Source organism: Pseudomonas sp. GW821-FHT07F01 (genome assembly GCF_059418825.1).
The window spans coordinates 731,992-754,325 of sequence record NZ_JBWKQO010000002.1; the positions used below are offsets into that span (position 1 = coordinate 731,992).

Annotated in this window: 18 protein-coding genes and 3 tRNA genes; 6 read left to right on the forward strand and 15 right to left on the reverse strand. The window is 59.9% G+C overall.

Annotated elements, in window-relative coordinates; all coding sequences use genetic code 11:
- Positions 1 to 18: 18 nt before the first annotated feature.
- Positions 19 to 144 (reverse strand): hypothetical protein, encoded by a 126-nt coding sequence (locus AC07R1_RS09450; RefSeq protein ID WP_011062261.1) that lies wholly within the window; start codon positions 142 to 144, stop codon positions 19 to 21.
- Positions 145 to 358: 214 nt separating this feature from the next.
- On the opposite strand from AC07R1_RS09450, the gene AC07R1_RS09455 reads away from it, so the two are divergent.
- Positions 359 to 1,447 carry a transketolase-like TK C-terminal-containing protein gene (locus AC07R1_RS09455; protein WP_495110460.1) on the forward strand — a complete coding sequence of 363 codons (1,089 nt, stop codon included), beginning with the start codon at positions 359 to 361 and terminating at the stop codon, positions 1,445 to 1,447.
- An 11-nt stretch (positions 1,448 to 1,458) separates the two neighbouring features.
- On the opposite strand, the gene AC07R1_RS09460 is transcribed toward AC07R1_RS09455, so the two are convergent.
- Positions 1,459 to 1,929 (reverse strand): MarR family winged helix-turn-helix transcriptional regulator, encoded by a 471-nt coding sequence (locus tag AC07R1_RS09460; protein ID WP_053152753.1) that lies wholly within the window; start codon positions 1,927 to 1,929, stop codon positions 1,459 to 1,461.
- Positions 1,930 to 2,089: 160 nt separating this feature from the next.
- Here AC07R1_RS09460 and aceE point away from each other — a divergent pair, with 160 nt between their 5' ends.
- Complete coding sequence (aceE, locus tag AC07R1_RS09465) at positions 2,090 to 4,765, forward strand: pyruvate dehydrogenase (acetyl-transferring), homodimeric type (RefSeq protein WP_495110461.1); 2,676 nt, start codon at positions 2,090 to 2,092, stop codon at positions 4,763 to 4,765.
- A 5-nt stretch (positions 4,766 to 4,770) separates the two neighbouring features.
- On the opposite strand, the gene AC07R1_RS09470 is transcribed toward aceE, so the two are convergent.
- Positions 4,771 to 5,616, reverse strand: coding sequence for a DUF2242 domain-containing protein (locus tag AC07R1_RS09470; RefSeq protein ID WP_495110462.1), 846 nt, complete (start codon positions 5,614 to 5,616; stop codon positions 4,771 to 4,773).
- A gap of 92 nt (positions 5,617 to 5,708) precedes the next feature.
- Positions 5,709 to 6,608, reverse strand: coding sequence for a LysR family transcriptional regulator (locus AC07R1_RS09475; protein WP_011062266.1), 900 nt, complete (start codon positions 6,606 to 6,608; stop codon positions 5,709 to 5,711).
- A 124-nt stretch (positions 6,609 to 6,732) separates the two neighbouring features.
- Here AC07R1_RS09475 and AC07R1_RS09480 point away from each other — a divergent pair, with 124 nt between their 5' ends.
- Positions 6,733 to 7,938 carry an MFS transporter gene (locus AC07R1_RS09480; RefSeq protein ID WP_495110463.1) on the forward strand — a complete coding sequence of 402 codons (1,206 nt, stop codon included), beginning with the start codon at positions 6,733 to 6,735 and terminating at the stop codon, positions 7,936 to 7,938.
- A gap of 58 nt (positions 7,939 to 7,996) precedes the next feature.
- Here the strand turns inward: AC07R1_RS09480 and AC07R1_RS09485 are convergent, their stop codons facing one another.
- Positions 7,997 to 8,875: a sterol desaturase family protein gene (locus AC07R1_RS09485; protein WP_495110464.1), complete on the reverse strand. Its 879-nt coding sequence runs from the start codon at positions 8,873 to 8,875 to the stop codon at positions 7,997 to 7,999.
- A 66-nt stretch (positions 8,876 to 8,941) separates the two neighbouring features.
- Here AC07R1_RS09485 and AC07R1_RS09490 point away from each other — a divergent pair, with 66 nt between their 5' ends.
- Positions 8,942 to 9,907 carry an AraC family transcriptional regulator ligand-binding domain-containing protein gene (locus tag AC07R1_RS09490; protein WP_011062269.1) on the forward strand — a complete coding sequence of 322 codons (966 nt, stop codon included), beginning with the start codon at positions 8,942 to 8,944 and terminating at the stop codon, positions 9,905 to 9,907.
- A gap of 69 nt (positions 9,908 to 9,976) precedes the next feature.
- Here the strand turns inward: AC07R1_RS09490 and AC07R1_RS09495 are convergent, their stop codons facing one another.
- From AC07R1_RS09495 to AC07R1_RS09535, 9 genes are all read right to left on the reverse strand, one after another.
- Complete coding sequence (locus tag AC07R1_RS09495; protein WP_495110465.1) at positions 9,977 to 11,848, reverse strand: SurA N-terminal domain-containing protein; 1,872 nt, start codon at positions 11,846 to 11,848, stop codon at positions 9,977 to 9,979.
- A 226-nt stretch (positions 11,849 to 12,074) separates the two neighbouring features.
- Complete coding sequence (locus AC07R1_RS09500; RefSeq protein WP_011062271.1) at positions 12,075 to 12,347, reverse strand: HU family DNA-binding protein; 273 nt, start codon at positions 12,345 to 12,347, stop codon at positions 12,075 to 12,077.
- A gap of 148 nt (positions 12,348 to 12,495) precedes the next feature.
- The gene (gene lon / locus AC07R1_RS09505; protein ID WP_011062272.1) at positions 12,496 to 14,892 is read right to left on the reverse strand and encodes an endopeptidase La; all 2,397 of its coding nucleotides are present in this window, start codon (positions 14,890 to 14,892) and stop codon (positions 12,496 to 12,498) included.
- Between the two features lie 162 nt (positions 14,893 to 15,054).
- Positions 15,055 to 16,338 (reverse strand): ATP-dependent Clp protease ATP-binding subunit ClpX, encoded by a 1,284-nt coding sequence (gene clpX / locus AC07R1_RS09510; protein ID WP_011062273.1) that lies wholly within the window; start codon positions 16,336 to 16,338, stop codon positions 15,055 to 15,057.
- 112 nt (positions 16,339 to 16,450) lie between these two features.
- Positions 16,451 to 17,086: an ATP-dependent Clp endopeptidase proteolytic subunit ClpP gene (clpP, locus tag AC07R1_RS09515; protein ID WP_011062274.1), complete on the reverse strand. Its 636-nt coding sequence runs from the start codon at positions 17,084 to 17,086 to the stop codon at positions 16,451 to 16,453.
- A gap of 92 nt (positions 17,087 to 17,178) precedes the next feature.
- Complete coding sequence (gene tig, locus AC07R1_RS09520; protein WP_011062275.1) at positions 17,179 to 18,489, reverse strand: trigger factor; 1,311 nt, start codon at positions 18,487 to 18,489, stop codon at positions 17,179 to 17,181.
- A gap of 411 nt (positions 18,490 to 18,900) precedes the next feature.
- Positions 18,901 to 18,985, reverse strand: a tRNA-Leu gene (locus AC07R1_RS09525).
- Between the two features lie 57 nt (positions 18,986 to 19,042).
- Positions 19,043 to 19,118, reverse strand: a tRNA-His gene (locus AC07R1_RS09530).
- A gap of 32 nt (positions 19,119 to 19,150) precedes the next feature.
- Positions 19,151 to 19,227, reverse strand: a tRNA-Arg gene (locus tag AC07R1_RS09535).
- A 280-nt stretch (positions 19,228 to 19,507) separates the two neighbouring features.
- Here AC07R1_RS09535 and folD point away from each other — a divergent pair.
- Together folD and pbpG are read left to right on the forward strand one after the other, a co-directional pair.
- A complete protein-coding gene (folD, locus tag AC07R1_RS09540) occupies positions 19,508 to 20,362 on the forward strand; it encodes a bifunctional methylenetetrahydrofolate dehydrogenase/methenyltetrahydrofolate cyclohydrolase FolD (RefSeq protein WP_011062276.1) in 855 nt (284 codons plus the stop codon).
- Between the two features lie 282 nt (positions 20,363 to 20,644).
- Entirely contained in the window at positions 20,645 to 21,583 is a 939-nt protein-coding gene (pbpG, locus tag AC07R1_RS09545; RefSeq protein WP_011062277.1) for a D-alanyl-D-alanine endopeptidase, read from the forward strand.
- A gap of 53 nt (positions 21,584 to 21,636) precedes the next feature.
- Here pbpG and AC07R1_RS09550 read toward each other — a convergent pair whose 3' ends face one another.
- Positions 21,637 to 22,311, reverse strand: a complete 675-nt coding sequence (locus tag AC07R1_RS09550) for a peptidase C39 family protein (protein WP_495110466.1) — start codon at positions 22,309 to 22,311, stop codon at positions 21,637 to 21,639.
- Between the last annotated feature and the right edge of the window lie 23 nt (positions 22,312 to 22,334).

Here is a 22,334-nt window from a genome sequence, read left to right on the forward strand (position 1 = left end):
AAAAAAACGCCACCGGCGTTACAGCTCGGTGGCGTCTTCTGCAGGTTCCAGAGGATCCAGCTCGAAAGCCTGATACTCCAGCAGTTCCTCTTGGTATTCGTCCATGGCGGACTCCTTTTTCCGTTGTTGAAAGACCTTGTTCAATAGCCCTGTGCCTAATGACCATCGGGATCAGCATAAAGTGCCGGGATGACAGAAAAAATACTACCCCACAGGTCAGGATTTCTATCATTAAAACGTAACAGCCCGTGAGGAATTTAACCCTCGAACACAGATGCAACTGCAACGATTGCAATTGCAATCATATTTGCCGATCCGTTAGGGTAGCCGCTCTCCCCCCTTGCGGACGGCGCCGAGCATGAACCCATCCTCACTTTTCCCCACTCGCCACAAGGCCCCCGCGCAACAGGCGGCCCAGGCCTGCCTGGACCTGCTCAGGAGCGCCCGCCCCCCTGGCGGTTCGCCACTCAACACCGTGCTGGAGATGGCCAATACCCTGGAGCTGGACCGGCGCACCGCACGCCAGTCCTTTGTGGTGCGCAGCCACGGCGCACCACAAAGGAGTACCCGGATCAGCGCCTGGCCATTGTGGTTCTCCACCGACAGCGCGGAAAAACCCCTGCTCTATCTGCACCGCTGCAGTTCTTCGGCGCAGTTGTGCGCGGTCAGCGCCGAGACCGCGGCGCGGGGCATCCTCTGCAACGACAGTGAGACCCAAACCTCCCCATGGCCCAAGGGTGCCGACCCGTCACTGGCGTTGTGGCTGGCCCACAACCCGCACTGCCTGCCATTCGACCCGGCCACTGGCGCGGAGGCCGAGGCGATTATCCTGGAGGCCCTGCAACGCCTGTATATCGAGGGCCAGCCAGGCTTCTACTACCTGGCCCTGCATGACCATGAGCTGCAACTGGAACTGACGCCCGAGCAACGGCAAGCCGCATTGCAGGGGATGTACAAGGTGACGGACACCACTGCCCACCCAGCGGCGGGGCACGTGCGACTGCTGGGCGCCGGCCGGGCGTTTGCCCAGGTCAGGGCCGCGGCGGATCTGCTGCAGCGTGATTGGAAGGTGGCCAGCCAGCTCTGGAGTTGCCCCAGCTACACCCGCCTGGCGCGGGAAGCGGCTGCGGCGCAGCATTGGAATCGCCTGCATCCTGGGCAGGAGAAGCGCGGCTCACACCTGCAGCGCTGCCTGGCGGATGACTCGGCGCCCGTGATTGCAGTGACTGGCTACGGCCAGGCGGTGGCCGAACAGCTACGCCCTCACCTCAAGGCCGAGCTGGTGGCCCTGGGCACCGACTCCTTCGATGCCGCCCGCGACCCGCGACGCGGCCGCTGCCCCGAGGCTCGCTGGATCGCCGTGCTGGCGCTCAAGAGCCTGGCAGACGCTGGGCAATTGCCCATGCAATGCGTGGAACAGGCCATGGCGACCTATGGCCTGCCCTGACGGTACCGGGCTCAGCCCCTGGAGCCTGTGTCGCCACCATTGGCCGCCGCCCGAGCCAGGGTCGCGGTGCGTTCCAGGGCATCGGCAAAGGCGTGTTTCTGCTCGCTGTCCAGTTGCGAGAGAAACAGCTCGGCCACTGTCGCCTCGTAGATTTTCCACATCTTCTTGCGCAGCTTTCGGCCTTCGTCGGTGATGCTGACAAAGGCCGCGCGACCATCGCCCTCACAGCGCGAGCGCTGCACCAGGCCGTCTTTTTCCAGGCGATCCACCAGGCGTGTGAGGTTGTAGCGCTCGATGGCCAGCACATCGGCCAATTCGTGCATGCGCCGGGTACCTTCGGCGCCGCTTTCCAGGCCCCAGAGGGCGTCGTACCAGGCGTACGCCGGCAAGCCGGCCTGGGCCAGGCGGCGCTCGATTTCGCGAATCACTGTCCGGTGAGCCCTGACAAAACGGAACCAGACATCGGGCTCTTTTGAAGACATGCCACACCATCCGAAGGTTTGAAGAAGGGTTGCAATAGTAGCGCATGCCGGGATAGATTCGGCCATGTAGTTGCAATTGCAATTACTTTTCCCGGCGCCGAATACCCTCCGATTCCACAAGAATCCGCGCGCTGGAACCCCGCCCAACACGGAGCCAGGTATGACCCAGAACAACAGTGCAACCCTCGATAACGATCCCCAGGAAACCCGCGAGTGGCTCGACTCTCTGGAGTCGGTGCTGACGGTGGAAGGTCGCCCGCGGGCCCATTACCTGATCGACCAGTTGCTGGATTTCGACGTGGCACGCCACGGCGACTTCCATGGCCGGGTGACCACGCCCTACATCAACACCATTGCCCCCGATCGGCAGCTGCCCTACCCCGGCGACCTGGAGACCGAGCGCAAGCTCAACGCGATGATCCGCTGGAACGCCATGGCCATGGTGCTGCGCGCCGGCAAGCATTCGGGCGTGGGCGGCCACATCGCCACCTATGCTTCGGCAGCCGTGCTCTACGACGTGGGTTTCGATCATTTCTTCCGCGGCCGCAGCGACAGCTTCGACGGTGACATGGTGTACATCCAGGGCCACTCCTCCCCAGGCATCTACGGCCGCGCCTACCTGGAAGGCCGGATCAGCGCCGCCCAGCTCGACAACTTCCGCCGCGAGGCCGACGGCCAGGGCATTTCCTCCTATCCGCACCCCAGGCTGATGCCGGACTTCTGGCAGTTCCCCACTGTATCCATGGGCCTGGGGCCGATCACCGCGGCCTATCAGGCGCGTTTCATGCGCTACCTGGAACTGCGCGGGCTCAAGCAGCACCAGGGGCGCAAGGTCTGGGCCTTCCTCGGCGACGGCGAAATGGACCAGCCCGAATCCCTGGCGGCGATTTCCCTGGCCGGGCGGGAGAAACTCGACAACCTGATCTTCGTCGTCAACTGCAACCTGCAACGCCTCGATGGCCCGGTACGGGGCAACGCCAAGGTCATCCAGGAGTTCGAAAGCCTGTACCGCGCCGCCGGCTGGAACGTGATCAAGGTGATCTGGGGCAGCGGCTGGGACGCGCTGCTGGAGAAGGACCGCAGCGGCCTGCTGCGCCAGCGCATGATGGAGTGCGTGGATGGCGACTATCAGAACTACAAGTCGCAGAACGGCGCCTATGTGCGCGAGCATTTCTTCGGCAAGTACCCGCAATTGCTGGAGCTGGTGGCCGATCTCTCGGACGAGCAGATCTGGAAGCTCTCCCGGGGCGGCCACGACCCGCTCAAGGTCTACAACGCCTATGCCGCCGCAGTACGCCACAGCGGCCGGCCCACGGTGATCCTGGCGAAAACCGTCAAGGGCTTCGGCATGGGCGAGGCCGGCGAAGGCCAGAACATCAACCACCAGCTGAAGAAGATGGGGGCCGAGGCAGTGAAGGCCTTCCGTGATCGCTTCGAACTGCCGGTCAGCGATGAGCAACTGGCTGAAATGCCCTACCTCAAGCCCACGGCGGACAGCACGGAAGGCCGTTACTTCGCAGCCTGTCGCAGCCGCCTGGGGGGCTATGTGCCGGCTCGCTACAACGACTGCGCACCGCTGCAGATCCCAGCCCTGGAAGCCTTCGCCACCCAGCTCAAGGACACCGGCGACCGGGCGATCTCCACCACCATGGCCTTCGTGCGCATCCTCGGCACCCTGCTCAAGGACCCGCAGATCGGCAAGCGGGTGGTGCCGATCGTGCCTGACGAGTCGCGCACCTTCGGCATGGAAAGCCTGTTCCGCCAGATCGGCATCCACTCGGCGGTGGGCCAGCTCTATACCCCACAGGATGCCGGGCAACTGAGCTACTACAAGGAGAGCAAGGACGGCCAGATCATGCAGGAGGGCCTGAACGAATCCGGGGCGATTTCCTCATGGATCGCCGCCAGTACCTCCTACAGCAACCACCAGGTCATGACCCTGCCCTTCTACATCTTCTATTCGATGTTCGGTTTCCAAAGGATCGGTGACCTGGCCTGGGCCGCCGGCGATGCGCGGGCCCGGGGCTTCCTGCTGGGCGCCACTTCCGGGCGCACCACGCTGATGGGCGAAGGCCTGCAGCACGACGACGGCCACAGCCATATCCTCGCCTCGGTGATCCCCTGCTGCATCGCCTACGACCCGACCTTCGCCTATGAACTGGCGGTGATCATCCATGAAGGCATGCAGCGCATGTATGTGCAGCAGGAGGATGTGTATTACTACATCACCCTGCTCAACGAAAACTACCCGCAACCGGCCATGCCCGAAGGTGCTCGCGAAGGCATTCTCAGGGGCTTGTACCGCTTCAGCTCAAGCACCGCCCAGGGCGCCAAAGCCCCGCGGGTGCAACTGATGGGCAGTGGCTCGATCCTGCGCGAGGTGATCGCCGCCGGGCAGCTGCTGGAGAAGGACTTCGGGGTGCAGAGCGACATCTGGAGTGCCACCAGCCTCACCGAACTGCGCCGCCAGGGCCTGGCGGCGGAGCGCTGGAACCTGCTGCATCCGCAGCAGCCTCGGCGAGCGGCCTATGTCGAGCAATGCCTGGAAGGCCATCAAGGCCCGCTGGTGGTGGCCACCGACTACATGAAACTGTTCGCCGACCAGATCCGCCCCTTCGTCGAGGGTCGGCGCTTCGTCGCCCTGGGCACCGACGGCTTCGGCCAGTCCGATACCCGGGAAAACCTGCGGCAGTTGTTCGAGGTGGACCGGCATTTCATCGCCCTGGCGGCGTTGAAAGCCCTGGCCGATGACGGGGAGATACCCTACAGCCAGGTCGGCGAAGCCTTGAGTCGCTATCGGATCGACGCTGAAAAAGTCGACCCGAGCTCGGTCTAGGTGCCTTAGTGCCCGCTGCTCGGCAGGGCCGGAATCGGCTCGCTGGGCGGCGGCAGGTTGCTGGCCGGTGGCGGCGTGACGGTTTGTGTGGCGGGCGCTGGCTCGCTGCTGGCTGCCGGCACTATCGGCGCCGCCTCGGCCGGAGGAGCCAGGGGTTGCGAGACCGCAGGCTCAGGCTCGGTGGCGGGTGCCGGCGCGGCCACAGGGGCAGGCTCGACCACTGGCTGCGCCTTGGGCTCGGGCTTGGCTGGCGCCTCGGGCTTGTTCTCGGGAACCCCGAGGTCGGCCTTGGGTTTCTCTTCGATATGCGCCGCCTTCTTCGCTTCCTGGGGCAGGAACAACTCCACCAGGGCGAAATAGCGGTCATAGAACTTGGCCGAGGACACGGTTTCGCTGGCCACCTTGACCATCGAATCATCGGTAGAGCCGATCGGCATCGACACCGAGCCCAGCACGCCCACGCCGAGGCTGGCCGAGTTGTTGACCTTCTTCAGCGCATAGCGGTCCTGCAGGGCGTTGGCGAACATCGTCGAACGCTGGTCGCCGCTGCCGTCCTGGGCACAAACCACGTTGAAGCTGATTTCCAGGTGGGTCTCGCCGGTCTGCTGGAAGCTCTTGTGGCCGCTGACCAGCTTCGGATCGTTGCTGGTGATGATGTAGCCCTGGCTGAGCAGGGCACGCCGCGCGGCCTCACAGGAGGCGGCATCGCTCACCGGGTAATTGCGCGAAAACGTGCCGGAATCATCGAAGCTTTCGTGCTCGTAGATGGCGGTCTTGTGCGACGAACAGCCGGCCACCGCAGACAGCAGCAACCCCCCGGCCGTGGCGCGCAGATGAAATGATTTAAACATCGAGAATCCTGAGGAAAACGCTCCGGCGCGTATTGTGCAACAGATCAGCGTCCCGCAGCGCGGGTAATTGGTGCCTTAAATTTCTCATCAGTTTACTGACCACTGTTTGCCGGAAAAAGTCGCTCGCTCAAGTGCTCGATCAACACCCGCAGCTTGGCCGCTGCATGTCGGCTCGAGGGCCACAACACCCAGAAGGCGCCGTTGTGCTCCAGGTATGGGTCGAGCACGGTTTGCAACTCGCCACGGCGCACCGCGGCCTGGACCATGAAGTCCGGCAGGCAGGCAATGCCCAGCCCGCTGCGCGCCGCGTGCTCCACCGCCTCGATGGAGCTGCTGGTCAGGCGAGTGGGCAGCACCGGCTCCGGCGCATCCGCTTGAACCTTGAAGGGCCAGGCCTCGAGCTTGCCGGTGTGGTGAAAGGTATGCCGCAGGCAGGAGTGACTGCGCAATTCCTGCGGGGTCTGCGGCACGCCGCGCTGTTGGAAATAGCCGGGGCTGCCCACCAGCACCATGCGAAAGCGCCCCAGCTGCCGGGCCAGCAACCGCGAGTCCTTGGGGTTGCCGGTGCGCACTACCAGGTCGAAACCCTCTTCCACCACATCCACCATGCGATCGGAGAGGTCGATATCCAGCTCGATCTGCGGATAGCGTTGCATGAACTCGGCCAGTACCGGCATCAACAACCCATGGACCTGCGGCGCGCTGACCCGCAGCTTGCCCACCGGCGCGCTGGAAGAGTCACATAGCTGGAACTCCGCCGCCTCGACTTCGGCGGCGATCCTGCGGCAGCGTTCGAGGAATCCGGCGCCTTCGGCGGTGAGGCTGATGCTGCGGGTGGTGCGATGAAACAGACGAGTCTCCAGGCGCTCCTCCAGACGGGCAATACTTTTGCCAACCGCCGAGGAAGAGACTCCCAGAAGGCGCCCCGCTTCGGTGAAGCTGCGGGTTTCCGCCACCTGCATAAACACCGGGATACTGCCGAGCCAGTCCATCGCGCCGCTCCGAAATTAAGGACACCTGTGTCCGATAAGTTCGGAACCTTAGCCTATTTTTCCGCCATGAACAGCGCCCTACCCTAGGCCCCTCACTTCCGAACCCACCCATCGGGGCCTTTCCATGAGCAATTGCGTCAATGCCTGCGAACCCTTGCAAGTACCTGCCACAACCCACGAACGCCTGCCTGTCGGCGGCCTGCTGGCCCTGGCCACTGCCGGGTTCATCACCCTGATGACCGAAACCCTGCCCGCCGGCCTGCTACCGCAGATGAGTGCCGACCTGAGCGTGTCTGCAGCGCTGATCGGCCAACTGGTGACCGTCTACGCCCTGGGCTCACTGCTGGCGGCCATTCCGCTGATCCTCCTCACCCAGGGCTGGCGGCGCCGGCCCCTGCTGCTGATCGCCATCGGCGGTTTCGCCGTGGTCAACAGCATCACGGCCCTCTCCACCGAATACAGCCTGATCCTGGTGGCGCGCTTCTTTGCCGGAGTCTTCGCCGGCTTGCTCTGGGCCCTAGTGGCAGGTTATGCCAGCCGCATGGTGGCGCCACACTTGCAGGGCCGGGCGATTACCCTGGCCATGCTCGGCGCGCCGCTGGCGCTGTCGGTGGGCATGCCCGCCGGGACCTGGCTGGGCGCCCTGCTGGGCTGGCGCATGAGTTTCGCCGTGATGACTGTGCTGACCCTGGGCCTGATCGGCTGGGTACTGGTGCAAGTGCCGGACTTCCCCGGGCTGCGGGCGCAGAAGCGCCTGTCGCTGAGTCGTGTCCTGACCCTGCCGGGGATCCGGCCGGTGCTGTTCGTGACCTTCGCCTATGTGCTGGGCCACAACATTCTCTACACCTACATCGCGCCTTTTCTTGAGCCGGCCGGGCTTGGCGGGGAAATCGAGCGGGTGTTGCTGGTGTTCGGCCTGGCCGCCTTGCTGAGCATCTGGCTGGTGGGCCTGCTGATCGACCGCTGGCTGCGTGAGCTGGTACTGGCCAGCTGTCTGCTGTTTATCGGCTCGACCCTGCTGCTGGGCCTGCTCGGCGACCGGCCACTGGCAATCTATGGGGCAATCGCTATCTGGGGGCTGTCCTTTGGCGGCATGGCCACCTTGCTGCAGACTGCGCTGGCCAAGGCCGCCGGCGAGCACGCCGATACCGCGCAGTCGATGCTGGTGACCCTGTGGAACCTGGCAATCGCCGGTGGCGGCCTGGGCGGCGCGTTGCTGCTGCAGGGGCCGGGCGTGGCCACCTTCCCCTGGGTGATTGCCGCCCTGTTGCTGGTGACCTTGCTGGTGGCGATGAACGCCCGGCGCCAGGGCTTCCCTGCCCGAGCTTGAAATCCGGCGCCCGGCTCGGGTGGCCGGGGCTCCAGCACCAGGGCTCGTGAAAGAATGCCTAGCCTTGCGAAGCAGGGTTCGCCGGCAAGGCGCCCTCTACCTTCGCCCCTGCACTGGAGCGGGCTTTACGGCTGCGTACCAGCGGCCAGAACAACTCTTGCGTCCAGCTCACGGGTGCCAAGTGTTCGATGCCATAGGCAACGGGCCGGCGCCGAGTGATCTTCGCCGTACCAAACAGCACATCCCAGAGGAACAGCAGGTTGCCGAAGTTGCCCTTGTAATGGGTCACACCATCCTCGGCGCTCAGGCCGTGGTGCGCCGAATGGGTGGACGGCGTAGAAAAGACCCGCTCCAGCAACCACATCAGCGGCCGCAGAAAACCGATGCGGTACAGCTTGTCATCCCAGGCCACACTGCTGTGAGCGGCGAAGATCACCGTCATCTTGAGAATCAGGTAACCGTAGTAGACCGGCGCCAGCCCCAGATAAATCAGCACTCCCGAGAACCAGATGCCGGGCATCAGCAGGTAATAGAAGCTGTTGTTGCGGTAGACGATGCGAATGCTCATGTAGGGCGCCGAATGGTGCGCGCGATGCAACGCGTACAGCGCCGGTACGCGGTGGGTCAAGCGGTGCCACCAGTACTGGGCCATGTCATCGAAGACCAGGAACAGCAGCAGGCCGAGTACCCAGGGGATCTGTGCCAGTGCTCCCTTTGCTTCGGGCAGCGATAGCTGCATGAGCGCGCCGCTGGCCCACATCACCAGGGGAAAGGTCACACCGAGCAACAGGCTTGAGCCCACCGCCTCGATCAACACATCACGGCGCTGGCCGCGAGGTTGGCCAAAGGCCGAACAGGCGATTTCCAGGAGGATGAAAAACACAAAGATCGCCGAAACGATCAGCAGCGGGTTGTTGGTCAGCAGGTCGTGGTTCATGGCATTCTCGCTCTTATCCTTGTGGGCATCGCCCCACCATTAGAGATCAGCAAGGCAGCCCGCTCTATGCGCGAACTGGACAGAATTCCGCGAGATCCGGCCAAGGGCATGGCCCCGCGTTTCCATCGCGGGCGCCTGGGTGAAGTCCTGCAACGCTTTCTCGATGACCAGAACACCGGCCCCCAGCAGGACTACAACCTGCTGCAGCTGGAGCAGCTGTGGCGCGCCGCGGCAGCGCTGGAGCCGGCCATCGGCCTCAAGCTGTTCGAACGCTTCACCCCCCAGGACTGGCACGTGATCGCCCACGCCAGCCTGTACTGTCCGGATGTCGCCGCGTCCATGGCGTTCTGGGTGCGCTACGCGCCCTTGGGTTCGGATACCGACCGGGTACAGCTGGTGACGGATACCCGGGGGGCCGGTGTCGAGGTTGATATCGACACATCGGCGCCACTCGGCCGCTACCTGATCGAGCACTATGGCGTCATGTCCATCACTCAGTTGCGCCGTGGCACCGGCCTTGCAGTGCAGCCGGTACTGGCCTGCTTCAGCCATCCGCGCCCGGCCTATCACGCGCAGTACCATCACTGGTTCGGCGAGCGGATCGAATTCGATTGCCCGGCCAACCGTTTCTACTTCGACCCGCAAACCCTGCAACTGCCGCTGCAAACCCGCCACGCCGGCATGCTGGAACTGCTGAGCGAGGAGCTGGATCGACGGGTGGCCCTGCACCGGCGACAGAGCGGTTGGGCCGCCAAGGTGGCAGCGGCTTGTCGCCAGGCCCTGGCCGCCGGCCACTCACCAACCCTGGAAAGCCTTTGCGCGCAACTGCATCAAACCCCGCGAACGCTGCGGCGACGCCTGGACGAACAGGGGTTGAGCTTTCGCGAATTGCTCGACCAGACCCGCGCCGAGCTGGAAATGCACCTGCAACTGCAAGGCGAATCCCGGGCCCAGATTGCCCTGCAGTTGGGCTACAACGATCAGGCGGCCTACCTGCATGCACGCAAACGCTGGAAGAACGCCCTTGGCTGAGGTTTTTTTCAGCCCAAAAAAAGACCCCGGCATTGCGGCCGGGGTCTTTTCAACACTGTGGGTCAGGCATCAGTAACGCTTGATGTCCGCCTGGTTTTCCAGCTGCTTGCGGTAGGCGGCAAAGTCTTGCTGCCCTACCCGCGAGGCCAGGAAGCGACGGTATTGAGCCTTCTCTTCCTCGGTCGGCGCAGCGGCTTCGTTGACACCATTGAGCTGCAGCACCAACAGGTTGCCATTAGGCAGGGTCACGCTGGTGAAGGTCGGTTTGTCCTTGGACTCAGGCTTGGTCATGCGGAACAGCGCCTGCAGCACGGCCGGATCGATCCCTTCCTGGCCACGGGTCACGGCATGCGCGACTTTCCAGTCCTGGCCATCCACCGGCTTGTTCAGCGCGGTCTTGCCGTCGCGCAGGCTGGCGATCAGCTCTTCAGCCTTGGTCTTGGCCGCGGCACTGGCGTGCTCTTTGGCCAATTGCGTGCGAATGGCACTGGCAACGCTTTCCAGTGGCAGTTGCTCAGGTTTGCGGTGCTCCTTGGCACGCAGCACTACCACGGTTTCCGGGTCCAGTTCGATGGCGGTGCTATTGGCACCCTCATCGAGGACTTCGGTGCTGAACGCCGCTTGTATCACGGCGCGGTTGGCTGCAATGCCGTCACCACCTTCACGGCCGAATGGCGCGGAAGTGTGGACAGTCAGCTTCAGGTCCTGGGCCGGTTGTGCCAGATCGGACGCTTCGAACGACGAGTCTTCCAGTTGCTTGGTGGCCTCGACGAAACGCTGCTCGACCTGCTGGGTCTTCAGATCCCGGGTCAGCTTGCCCTTGAGGCTGGCGAAGCTCGGCACTTCCGGCGCTTCGACACCCAGTAGCTTGATCAGGTGGAAACCGAAGTCGGTACGTACCGGCGCCGATACCTGGTCCTTGTTCAAGGCGTACAGGGCTTTCTCGAAGGTTGGGTCATAGACGCCAGGACCTGCGAAACCCAGGTCGCCGCCGTTGCTGGCCGAACCCGGGTCCTGGGAGAACTCCTTGGCCAGTGCCTCGAAGCTTTCGCCCTTGGCCAGACGTGCCTGGATCTCTTCGATCTTGGCCTTGGCCTGGGCCTCATTCACCTTGTCATTGACTTCGATGAGGATGTGCGCGGCGCGGCGTTGCTCGGACAGGTTGGCAATTTCCTTCTGATACAACGCTTGCAGGTCCTCGTCCTTGACGCTGACCTGATCGAAGAAGGCGGCCTTCTTCAATTCGATGTAATCAATCACCACCTGGTCCGGAGTCATGAACTCCTTGGCGTGCTGGTCGTAGTACGCCTTGACCTCATCGTCGGTCAGCTTTACCGCTGCCGGGTCGGCCTTGATGGTCAGGGAAGCGAAGTCACGGGTCTGCTTTTCCAGACGGGCGAATGCCAGCACCTGGGCGTCGGTGACAAAACCGCTGCCTGCCAGACCGGCGCGTACCTGGCCGATCAGCATTTCCTGAGTCAGCATCTGGCGAAATTGCAGGCGGGTGTAACCCAGTTGACGGATCACCTGGTCGAAACGCTCGGGGCTGAACTTGCCATCAACCTGGAATTCCGGCGTTTGCAGAATGACCTGGTCCAGCGCACCCTCGGAGAACGCGAACTTGGAATCCTGCGCACCTTGCAGCAACAGCTTGCGGTCGATCAGCCCTTTGAGAGCAGCTTCGCGCAGCATCTTCTCGTCCAGCAGGGAGGCATCGAAGTCTTTGCCCAGCTGCTGCATCAACTGACGACGTTGCATGTCGACGGCCTGGCTCAACTCGTTCTGAGTGATTTCCTCACCGTTGACCTTGGCCGCGTCCTGATTGTGGGTAGTGGCCTTGAAAATGGCATCGAATCCCGTCAACGCCAACAGCGCGACGATAACCCCGATGATGGTTTTGGCAATCCAGCCTTGTGAATTGTCCCTGATATTCTGCAGCATGCGTCCCCCAGAAACGGTTGTACTTCAATTTGAGCAACCGTGGAGCGTGGGTAGAGTCCGGATAGAAGAAAGGCGCATCCGAGGATGCGCCTTCTCGTAACTGGCGGAGCGGACGAAGGTTAAACCCGCGACCCTCGGCGTGAACCGGTGGTAGACCGGTTGACTAGCGCCCCGCTGCCAGATCAGGCATGACCCCGACCCGGATGGGCAAAGACCCTGAAGAAACTTAGTTAACGGCTTCTTTCAGTGCTTTACCGGCTTTGAAACCTGGCTTTTTAGCAGCAGCGATTTCCAGAGTCTTACCGGTCTGTGGGTTACGACCGATACGCGCTGGACGATCAGTTACGGAGAAAGTACCGAAACCAACCAGCACCACAGAGTCACCGGCCTTCAGAGCGCCAGTAACGGATTCGATTACTGCGTCCAGCGCACGGCCAGCAGCAGCTTTCGGGAGATCAGCAGATGCAGCGATAGCATCAATCAGTTCCGACTTGTTCACTCTAAGTCCCCTTATATATCTATGAGTATGATTCTAAGTTTTTTGGTGAAAGCAAAAACGAGTGCTGAATGGCCTACAGACACTTAAGAGCCGCTTTATAACAAGGGCTCTAAAAAGCTGTCAAGGAAGCCCCCCAGGCTAATGCGTACTAATGCGTGCTAATTCTTTCCTTAGAGTCAGACTCGCGTTTTTCGTCCTTTGCGACTATCTCGGGAGCCACATCCGGCAAGGGCTCCGGCGCGTATTGCAGCGCAATTTGCAGGACTTCGTCAATCCATTTAACCGGTTTAATCTGCAGATCCTGCTTGATATTGTCAGGAATTTCTTTCAAATCGCGAACATTCTCTTCCGGAATGATCACTGTCTTGATTCCACCCCGATGAGCGGCGAGTAATTTCTCTTTCAACCCGCCGATAGCCAATACCTGACCACGCAGAGTGATCTCCCCCGTCATTGCCACATCAGCCCGCACCGGAATGCCGGTCAGCGCCGAAACCAGCGCCGTGCACATGCCTACACCCGCGCTGGGGCCGTCTTTCGGGGTCGCCCCTTCTGGCATGTGGATATGGGTGTCGCGCTTCTCGTGGAAGTCCAGGGGAATGCCCAGGCTCTTGGCCCGGCTGCGCACCACGGTCAGTGCTGCTGTGATCGACTCGACCATCACATCGCCCAGGGAACCGGTCTTGATCAACTGGCCCTTGCCCGGAACCACAGCGGCTTCGATGGTCAGCAGTTCACCGCCCACTTGAGTCCATGCCAACCCGGTCACCTGACCGATCTGGTCTTGCTGCTCGGCCAGGCCGTAGCGGAATTTGCGCACGCCGAGGAAGTGCTCCAGCAGGTCGGAAGTGACCTTCACCGAGAAGCGCTTTTCCATCGCATGCTCTTTCACCGCCTTGCGGCAGACCTTGGCAATCTGCCGCTCCAGGCCGCGTACACCGGCCTCGCGGGTGTAGTAGCGAATGATGTCGCGGATCGCATCCGGCTCGAATTCCAGCTCGCCCTTCTTCAGGCCGTTGGCCTGAATCTGCTTGGGCGAGAGGTACTTGACCGCGATGTTGATCTTCTCGTCCTCGGTGTAGCCAGGCAGACGAATCACCTCCATCCGGTCCAGCAAGGCCGGCGGAATATTCATCGAGTTGGAGGTGCAGAGGAACATCACATCGGACAAGTCGTAATCGACTTCCAGGTAGTGATCGTTGAAATTATGGTTCTGCTCGGGGTCCAGCACCTCGAGCAATGCCGAGGCCGGATCACCGCGCATATCGCTGCCCATCTTGTCGATTTCGTCGAGCAAGAACAGTGGGTTGCGCACCCCCACCTTTGTCATCTTTTGAATCAATCTTCCTGGCATCGAACCGATGTAAGTCCGACGATGCCCACGAATCTCCGCCTCGTCACGCACGCCACCCAGGGCCATGCGTACGAACTTGCGGTTGGTAGCGTTGGCGATCGACTCCGCCAGGGAGGTTTTACCCACCCCAGGAGGCCCCACCAGGCACAGTACCGGGCCACGAATCTTTTTCACCCGCTTCTGTACGGCGAGGTATTCGAGAATCCGTTCCTTGACCTCTTCCAGGCCATAGTGGTCGGCATCGAGAATATCTTCGGCACGTGCCAGATCGAGACGAACCTTGCTCTGTGCCTTCCACGGCACCTGAACCAGCCAGTCGATATAAGAGCGGACCACAGTAGCCTCGGCAGACATCGGCGACATCTGCTTGAGCTTGTTCAGTTCGGCCTGAGCCTTGGTCATCGCGTCTTTTGGCAGGCCTGCGGCATCGATACGCTTTTTCAGCTCCTCGATTTCGTTGTGCCCTTCGTCGCCATCACCCAGTTCTTTCTGAATGGCCTTCATCTGCTCATTCAGGTAGTACTCGCGCTGGCTGCGCTCCATTTGCTTCTTGACGCGACCACGGATGCGCTTTTCCACTTGCAGCAGATCGATCTCGGCGTCCAGCAATGCCAGGACATGCTCGACCCGAGCGGACAGATCGATGATCTCGAGGATTTCCTGCTTCTGCTCGATCTTCAACGCCATGTGCGCAGCCATGGTATCCACCAGGCGGCTTGGCTCATCGATGCTATTGAGGGACGACAGCACCTCGGCAGGGACTTTCTTGCCCAGTTGCACGTACTGCTCGAACTGGGACAGCAGACTGCGAACAAACACTTCCGACTCACGGTCAGGAGCATCGACTTCGTCAATCAGGGAGACTTCGGCACGGCAATGGCCATCAACTTCGCTGAAGCGCTCAACAGCACCACGCTGTTCGCCTTCAACCAATACCTTGACGGTGCCATCAGGCAATTTGAGCAACTGCAAGACAGTCGCAATGGTACCTACGCGATAGAGTGCATCTTCACCGGGATCGTCATCAGCAGGGTTTCTCTGCGCCAGCAAGAGAATCTGCTTGTCGCCCGTCATCGCTGCCTCGAGGGCTTCGATCGACTTCTCGCGCCCCACGAACAGCGGGATAACCATGTGCGGATAAACCACAACATCACGCAATGGCAGGAGAGGCAATTCGATGGTTGTCTTCATGATTTCGCCTCTACGGCGGCCGTAAGGCCGTAAACAGATGGAAGTAAGCTTGAAACCAAGATGGGGGCTGCCTGGAAAAAAAACAAGCTCAAAGACAGCACTTTAAGGCGCTAAAAACAAAGGGGCCCGAAGGCCCCTTCTTTCATTCCAACAGCGCGACGCTTACGCGTCTGGCGCCGCCTTGGCCGTCGGCTCACTGTTCTCATAGATGTACAGTGGCTGGGACTTGCCTTCAATAACGCTTTCGTCGATCACTACTTTACTCACCTCGGACTGCGAGGGGATTTCATACATAGTGTCGAGCAGAACACCTTCAAGAATGGAGCGCAGGCCACGAGCACCAGTCTTGCGTTCAAGGGCTCGCTTGGCGACGGACTTCAAGGCATCGGTACGGAACTCCAGGTCAACACCTTCCATCTCGAACAACTTGGCGTACTGCTTGGTCAAGGCGTTCTTCGGTTCGGTGAGGATCTGAATCAATGCCGCTTCGTCCAACTCATCCAAGGTCGCCAGGACTGGCAAACGACCGACGAATTCCGGGATCAGACCGAACTTGACCAGATCGTCAGGCTCGACTTCACGCAGGGATTCACCGACTTTCTTGCCTTCTTCCTTGCTGCGAACTTCTGCGTTGAAACCGATGCCGCCCTTGGTGGAACGGTTTTGAATAACCTTTTCCAGACCCGAGAACGCACCACCACAGATGAACAGGATGTTACGGGTATCGACCTGCAGGAATTCCTGCTGCGGATGCTTGCGACCACCTTGCGGCGGAACAGAGGCAACCGTGCCTTCAATCAACTTCAACAGGGCTTGCTGAACGCCTTCGCCGGAAACATCCCGGGTAATCGAAGGGTTGTCAGACTTGCGGGAAATCTTGTCGATCTCATCGATGTAGACAATGCCCATCTGGGCCTTCTCTACGTCGTAGTCGCACTTCTGCAGCAACTTCTGAATGATGTTCTCGACGTCTTCCCCCACATAACCGGCTTCGGTCAGGGTAGTGGCATCGGCGATGGTGAAAGGTACATTCAACAGGCGAGCCAGGGTTTCGGCCAACAGCGTCTTACCCGAACCTGTAGGGCCGATCAGCAAGATGTTGCTCTTGCCAAGTTCGACGTCGTCACTCTTCTTGTCACGCTGGTTCAGACGCTTGTAGTGGTTGTACACCGCTACTGCTAGAACCTTTTTTGCACGCTCCTGACCAATCACGTACTGATCAAGGATGCCGCTGATTTCTTTAGGCGAAGGCAATTTATGCGCGCTGCTCTCGGCCTGTGCTTCCTGCACCTCCTCACGGATGATGTCATTGCACAGGTCGACGCACTCGTCGCAGATAAAGACCGAGGGGCCGGCAATCAATTTGCGCACTTCATGCTGGCTTTTGCCACAGAAGGAGCAATAAAGCAGTTTGCCGTTGTCCTCGCCGTTGCGGGTGTCAGTCATTCGTTCGATCCAAATCCGATAGGCTTGCAACACAAGATGAAGGCTATTGCGGGCTTTTTCAAGCCCGCCACTGATCGGAACAACCGACCATGCCTATTTTGAGCTGCTTATTTTAAGCGGGGCGCTGGTTGATGACTTCGTCGATCAACCCGTACTCACGCGCAGCTTCGGCGCTCATGAAGTTATCGCGATTGGTATCGCGCTCGATTTCTTCCAGGGTGCGCCCGCTATGCTTGGCCATCAGCGTGTTGAGACGCTCACGGATGAAGAGGATTTCCTTGGCATGGATTTCAATATCCGATGCCTGGCCCTGGAAACCGCCCAGTGGCTGGTGAATCATCACTCGGGAGTTTGGCAGGCAGAAACGCTTGCCTGGAGCGCCGGCTGTCAGCAAGAACGCGCCCATGCTGCATGCCTGGCCAATACAAGTGGTTGAAACGTTAGGCTTGATGAACTGCATGGTGTCGTAGATCGACATGCCAGCTGTCACCGAACCGCCCGGGGAGTTGATATAGAGATGGATGTCCTTGTCCGGGTTTTCCGCTTCAAGGAACAGCAGTTGCGCACAGATCAGGTTGGCCATGTAGTCCTCTACAGGGCCCACCAGAAAGATCACTCGCTCCTTGAGGAGGCGCGAGTAGATGTCGTAGGCGCGCTCGCCACGAGCGGACTGCTCGACAACCATCGGGACCAGGCCGCCTGCGGCCTGGATATCAGAGTTCTGCTGAATATACGAATTACGGAACATGCTCTGCAGTCACTCCCAAATAGTCACGTCTTGAATACGCATAAGCCAGCGCGAAGGCTGGCTTATGGTGTGTGCTTCGAACGAGAAGAAAATCAGTCGGCTTGAGGTGCTTCTACCGGCTTGACCGCTTCTTCGTAGGAGACCGATTTGTCGGTCACGCTAGCTTTCTGCAGAACAGTATCCACAACTTGTTCTTCCAGCACAACCGAACGAACTTCGTTCAATTGCTGCTCGTTCTTGTAGTACCAGGACACGACCTGCTCAGGTTCCTGATAAGCCGAAGCCATTTCCTGGATCAGCTCGCGAACGCGGTCTTCATCAGGCTTCAGATCGAACTGCTTAACAACCTCGGCAACGATCAGACCCAGCACCACGCGACGCTTGGCCTGCTCTTCGAACAGCTCGGCTGGCAGTTGATCCGGCTTGATGTTGCCACCAAATTGCTGGACAGCTTGAACGCGCAGACGGTTAACTTCGTTGTCCAGCAGCGCCTTCGGTACTTCGATCGGGTTGGAGGCCAGCAGACCGTCCATGACCTGATTCTTCACTTTGGACTTGATGGCCTGACGCAGTTCGCGCTCCATGTTCTTGCGAACTTCGGCGCGGAAGCCTTCCAGACCTGCTTCCTTGATACCGAACTGAGCGAAGAACTCCTCGGTCAGCTCTGGCAGCTTAGGCTCGGAAACGCTATTGACAGTCACAGTGAACTCGGCGGCCTTGTTGGCCAGGTCCAGGTTCTGATAGTTCTCAGGGAAGGTCAGATTCAGGACGCGCTCTTCACCCGCCTTGGCGCCTACCAGGCCTTCTTCGAAGCCAGGAATCATGCGACCCGAGCCCAGCACCAGCTGGGTACCCTTGGCCGAACCGCCAGCGAAGACTTCACCGTCGACCTTGCCAACGAAATCGATGTTCAGTTGATCGTCGTTCTGCGCAGCACGATCGGCCACTTCAAAACGCACGTTCTGCTTGCGCAGGATTTCCAGCATGTTATCCAGGTCGGCATCAGCCACATCAGCGCTCAGGCGCTCAACGGCGATGTTTTCGAAACCGGCAACAGTGAACTCTGGGAACACTTCAAAAGTGGCAACGTACTCCAGGTCCTTGCCCTTCTCCAGCACTTTAGGCTCGACCGAAGGAGCGCCGGCAGGGTTCAGCTTCTGCTCGACAACGGCTTCATAGAAGGAAGCCTGGATCACATCACCTACTGCTTCTTGACGCGCATCAGCCTCGTAACGCTGACGGATCACGCTCATTGGAACCTTGCCAGGACGGAAGCCTGGAATCTTGGCCTTTTGGGCAGTCTGCTGCAGACGCTTGTTGACCTGGCTCTCGATGCGCTCAGCCGGCACGGTGATGCTCATGCGGCGCTCAAGAGCAGAAGTATTTTCAACAGAAACTTGCATGGATATTCCTCGTTGCACAGACGTTAGCCGGCCGTTTTCCGACCCCAGAATCAAGGGCATGCATTCTAGAGGGTCAAACTCAAGAAGTCACCCTACTGAAAACGGGTAAAAAACCGCCGGCAATGTGAAGGCGGGGACAAAGGATTGAGCCTCGCCATGAGAGCAAATATTGCGAACCAAACCAGGGCCTCTACTTCAACCCTTCTATATATAGAAGGAGTCGTTCAGCACTCCCCTGAAAAACGCCAGCCAATAGCTGAAACCCGGAACCTTCAACGACCAAAGGACAACATTCTGCCACTCAACCGGCTCATCGGATGCAGCCACTTAGAGGTATCGAATCCAGAAACGAAAACGGCGCAGCCCTTTTCAGGTGCTGCGCCGTTATCTGCTATTAACTAGCTACTTTATTGGTGCGGACGAAGAGACTCGAACTCTTACACCTTGCGGCGCTGGAACCTAAATCCAGTGTGTCTACCAATTCCACCACGTCCGCGTAACAAGCTTTTAAAGCAAAGGCGCCAGACTATTAATCTGGCGCCTTCTTCGAATATGGGGTGGACGATGGGGATCGAACCCACGACAACAGGAGTCACAATCCTGTGCTCTACCAACTGAGCTACGCCCACCATATTGCGTTACTTGTGCCAAAGCTGCCTAATGGCGCACCCGGCAGGACTCGAACCTGCGACCATCCGCTTAGAAGGCGGATGCTCTATCCAGCTGAGCTACGGGCGCCTTATTAATCTGTATTCTTTAACGATTACAAACTAATTGCTTTCAGTCGTTACGAGTTAAACATCAACTCTGCCCGACCTTCTTAACCAGTGCTAGGCTGTGCCCGACAAGTGCGACGAATGTTATAGACGGTCCGTTAGGTCGTCAACTCTTTTTTGAAAAAAATTCATTTAATTAAAGGGCTTAGGGGAATTTGCAGACCAAGCGCCTTTGCCCTCACGTTCCGACATGCGAGAATGCGTTCTCTTTTTCTCACCCTCTCGATGGTTAATCACGCGTCATGACTGCACAACTAATCGACGGCAAGGCGATCGCCGCTAGCCTGCGCCAGCAGATCGCCAAACGCGTCGCCGAGCGTCGCCAGCAAGGCCTGCGTACTCCAGGCCTCGCGGTGATTCTGGTCGGCAGCGACCCGGCCTCTCAAGTTTATGTCTCGCACAAGCGTAAAGACTGCGAAGAGGTCGGCTTCCTTTCCCAAGCCTATGACTTGCCCGCCAACACCACTCAAGAGGACCTGGCCGGCTTGATCGACCGCCTCAACGATGACCCGAACATCGATGGCGTCCTGCTGCAGTTGCCGCTTCCCGAGCACCTGGACGCTTCTCTATTACTGGAGCGTATTCGCCCGGACAAAGACGTGGACGGTTTCCATCCTTATAACGTCGGTCGCCTGGCCCAGCGCATTCCACTGCTGCGCCCTTGCACCCCCAAGGGCATCATGACCCTTCTGGAAAGCACCGGTGCCGATCTGTACGGCATGGATGCAGTGGTTGTCGGCGCTTCCAATATCGTTGGTCGCCCGATGGCCATGGAGTTGCTGCTGGCCGGTTGCACCGTGACCGTGACCCACCGCTTCACCAAGGACCTGGCAGGTCATGTCGGCCGTGCCGACCTGGTAGTAGTTGCCGCCGGCAAGCCGGGCCTGGTCAAGGGCGAGTGGATCAAGGAAGGCGCAATCGTCATCGACGTTGGCATCAATCGCCAGGACGACGGCAAGCTGGTGGGTGATGTGGTGTATGAAACCGCCCTGCCCCGCGCCGGCTGGATCACTCCAGTACCTGGTGGCGTCGGCCCCATGACCCGCGCCTGCCTGCTGGAAAACACGCTGTACGCAGCCGAATCGCTGCACAGCTGAGTTTGCTACCCCGCAACAGAAAACCCGCCAATGGCGGGTTTTTTTATTCTGAAATTAAAGGCCACCCGGGCTCTTTATCACCCCTGACTCTTAGCCCACGCCCATTGCTGCGCAAAGCCCTACCGTTCAGGAAAAAAACGTGTTTTTTCTTTATTTTTAAGGGCTTTCGGCTGACCGTGGAAGAACAATCGACAGTTCTTCAGCCATACTCATAAAATGTAACGTTTTTCCCAGAAAGCCCGTTACCCAACGGCATATCCATTCTTTATCGAGTCCGCCCGCGTGAAAATTCGTCTCTCCATTCTCAGCTTGTTGTTTGCTGTGTCCGGCACACTGATCGCGCACAGCGTCGACGCCAGCGAAACCACCGCGGCGCCAAGAGACACTTCACAATTGCATATCGCGTCCGGCAGCGCCCTGCTGCTGGATCTGCAGACCAACAAAGTCATCTATTCCAGCAACCCGGACGTGATAGTCCCCATCGCCTCGGTGACCAAGCTGATGACCGCCATGGTGGTCCTGGACGCCAAGCTGCCCCTGGACGAATACATCTCCATGAACATCAGCGATACCCCGGAAATGAAAGGGGTGTTCTCCCGGGTCAAGCTCAACAGTGAGCTGAGCCGCCGGGACACCCTGCTGATCGCCCTGATGTCTTCGGAAAACCGCGCTGCCGCCAGCCTGGCCCATCACTACCCGGGCGGCTACGCGGCGTTCATCGCAGCAATGAACGCCAAGGCCAAGTCCCTGGGCATGACCCACACCCGCTACGTGGAGCCTACAGGCCTGTCGATCCACAACGTTTCCACCGCCCGTGACCTGAGCAAGTTGCTGGTGGCTTCGCGCAAGTACCCGCTGCTCAGCGAACTGAGTACCACCAAGGAAAAGACCGTAGCCTTTCGCAAGCCCAACTACACCCTGGGCTTCCGTAATACCGACCATCTGGTGAACAAGGAAAAATGGGACATCAAGATCACCAAGACCGGCTTTACCAACCAGGCCGGCCACTGCCTGGTGCTGGTCACCAGCATGGGTAATCGCCCGGTAGCGCTGGTGATTCTCGATGCCTTCGGCAAATACACCCACTTCGCCGATGCCAGCCGCATCCGCAATTGGGTCGAAACCGGTAAGAGCGGCTCGGTACCGGACGTCGCCCTGCGCTACAAAGCGGACAAGAACCTGAAGAACCGTCAGGTCGCCGCTCCCCAGGCCTCACACTGATACCCGGCAAAAAACAACGGCGCCCTCAGGCGCCGTTGTTGTCTGTAGCACACTCAATGACTGTCCAGTGCCTTGCTCGCCCGGGCTGCCGCCTGCTCCTGGCCGGCCTGGGACAATTCATTGACGGCTTTCAACCAACGCTGGCGATCCACCTTGGCCGGCAACTGGTTGGGGGCCTGGATCAATACCGCAAAGCTGCCGGCATTCTTCCAGGATGACTCGAACTCGCTGAAGCTCATCAGTTGCCGACGGCTTTTCGCCCCACGCAACAGCACTGTCTGCTTGTCGCGGTTGTAGCCGGCCAGTACGGCATAGCGCGGCTCAGCCCAGAATGTCGAACCCTCGGTAAAGCGCACCAGCACCGGGTAACCCGCCGCCACCTGCGTCAGCAACGCCGACAATTGGTTATCCAGGGGATAGACGACCATGCCGTATTCACGCGCCAGGTTCTGCATGTTCTGCTGCAACTGCGCCTCGGCACCCGGCAGATGCAATGGCTTGTCCAGCAGACCGGGCGTGATCACCACGCCCTGCTGCGACAGCATGCTGGCCAGTGCACCTGGGCCGCTCTGGTACATCTGGCCACGGAAAGACGGCACGCTGTTGAGTTCGACACGTTCCGGCAGGCGCTGGATGTCAGGCTGCACGCTACCGGCACAACCGGCCAGGGCCAAGACACAGGCGCTGGCCAGCAGCGCCACTCGAAACCGAGGAAATACCCGCACCATCTTTGCTCTCAATTCAGACACCG

What these genes read in the sequence shown, in the direction of transcription:
- AC07R1_RS09460 (WP_053152753.1), bottom strand. Translation starts at nt 1,929, where the DNA reads ATGTCTTCAAAAGAGCCCGATGTCTGGTTCCGTTTTGTCAGGGCTCAC.
- aceE (WP_495110461.1), top strand. Translation starts at nt 2,090, where the DNA reads ATGACCCAGAACAACAGTGCAACCCTCGATAACGATCCCCAGGAAACC.
- AC07R1_RS09480 (WP_495110463.1), top strand. Translation starts at nt 6,733, where the DNA reads ATGAGCAATTGCGTCAATGCCTGCGAACCCTTGCAAGTACCTGCCACA.
- AC07R1_RS09495 (WP_495110465.1), bottom strand. Translation starts at nt 11,848, where the DNA reads ATGCTGCAGAATATCAGGGACAATTCACAAGGCTGGATTGCCAAAACC.
- folD (WP_011062276.1), top strand. Translation starts at nt 19,508, where the DNA reads ATGACTGCACAACTAATCGACGGCAAGGCGATCGCCGCTAGCCTGCGC.
- AC07R1_RS09470 (WP_495110462.1), bottom strand. Translation starts at nt 5,616, where the DNA reads ATGTTTAAATCATTTCATCTGCGCGCCACGGCCGGGGGGTTGCTGCTG.
- AC07R1_RS09485 (WP_495110464.1), bottom strand. Translation starts at nt 8,875, where the DNA reads ATGAACCACGACCTGCTGACCAACAACCCGCTGCTGATCGTTTCGGCG.
- AC07R1_RS09490 (WP_011062269.1), top strand. Translation starts at nt 8,942, where the DNA reads ATGCGCGAACTGGACAGAATTCCGCGAGATCCGGCCAAGGGCATGGCC.
- AC07R1_RS09550 (WP_495110466.1), bottom strand. Translation starts at nt 22,311, where the DNA reads ATGGTGCGGGTATTTCCTCGGTTTCGAGTGGCGCTGCTGGCCAGCGCC.
- lon (WP_011062272.1), bottom strand. Translation starts at nt 14,892, where the DNA reads ATGAAGACAACCATCGAATTGCCTCTCCTGCCATTGCGTGATGTTGTG.
- AC07R1_RS09475 (WP_011062266.1), bottom strand. Translation starts at nt 6,608, where the DNA reads ATGGACTGGCTCGGCAGTATCCCGGTGTTTATGCAGGTGGCGGAAACC.
- tig (WP_011062275.1), bottom strand. Translation starts at nt 18,489, where the DNA reads ATGCAAGTTTCTGTTGAAAATACTTCTGCTCTTGAGCGCCGCATGAGC.
- clpX (WP_011062273.1), bottom strand. Translation starts at nt 16,338, where the DNA reads ATGACTGACACCCGCAACGGCGAGGACAACGGCAAACTGCTTTATTGC.
- AC07R1_RS09455 (WP_495110460.1), top strand. Translation starts at nt 359, where the DNA reads ATGAACCCATCCTCACTTTTCCCCACTCGCCACAAGGCCCCCGCGCAA.
- clpP (WP_011062274.1), bottom strand. Translation starts at nt 17,086, where the DNA reads ATGTTCCGTAATTCGTATATTCAGCAGAACTCTGATATCCAGGCCGCA.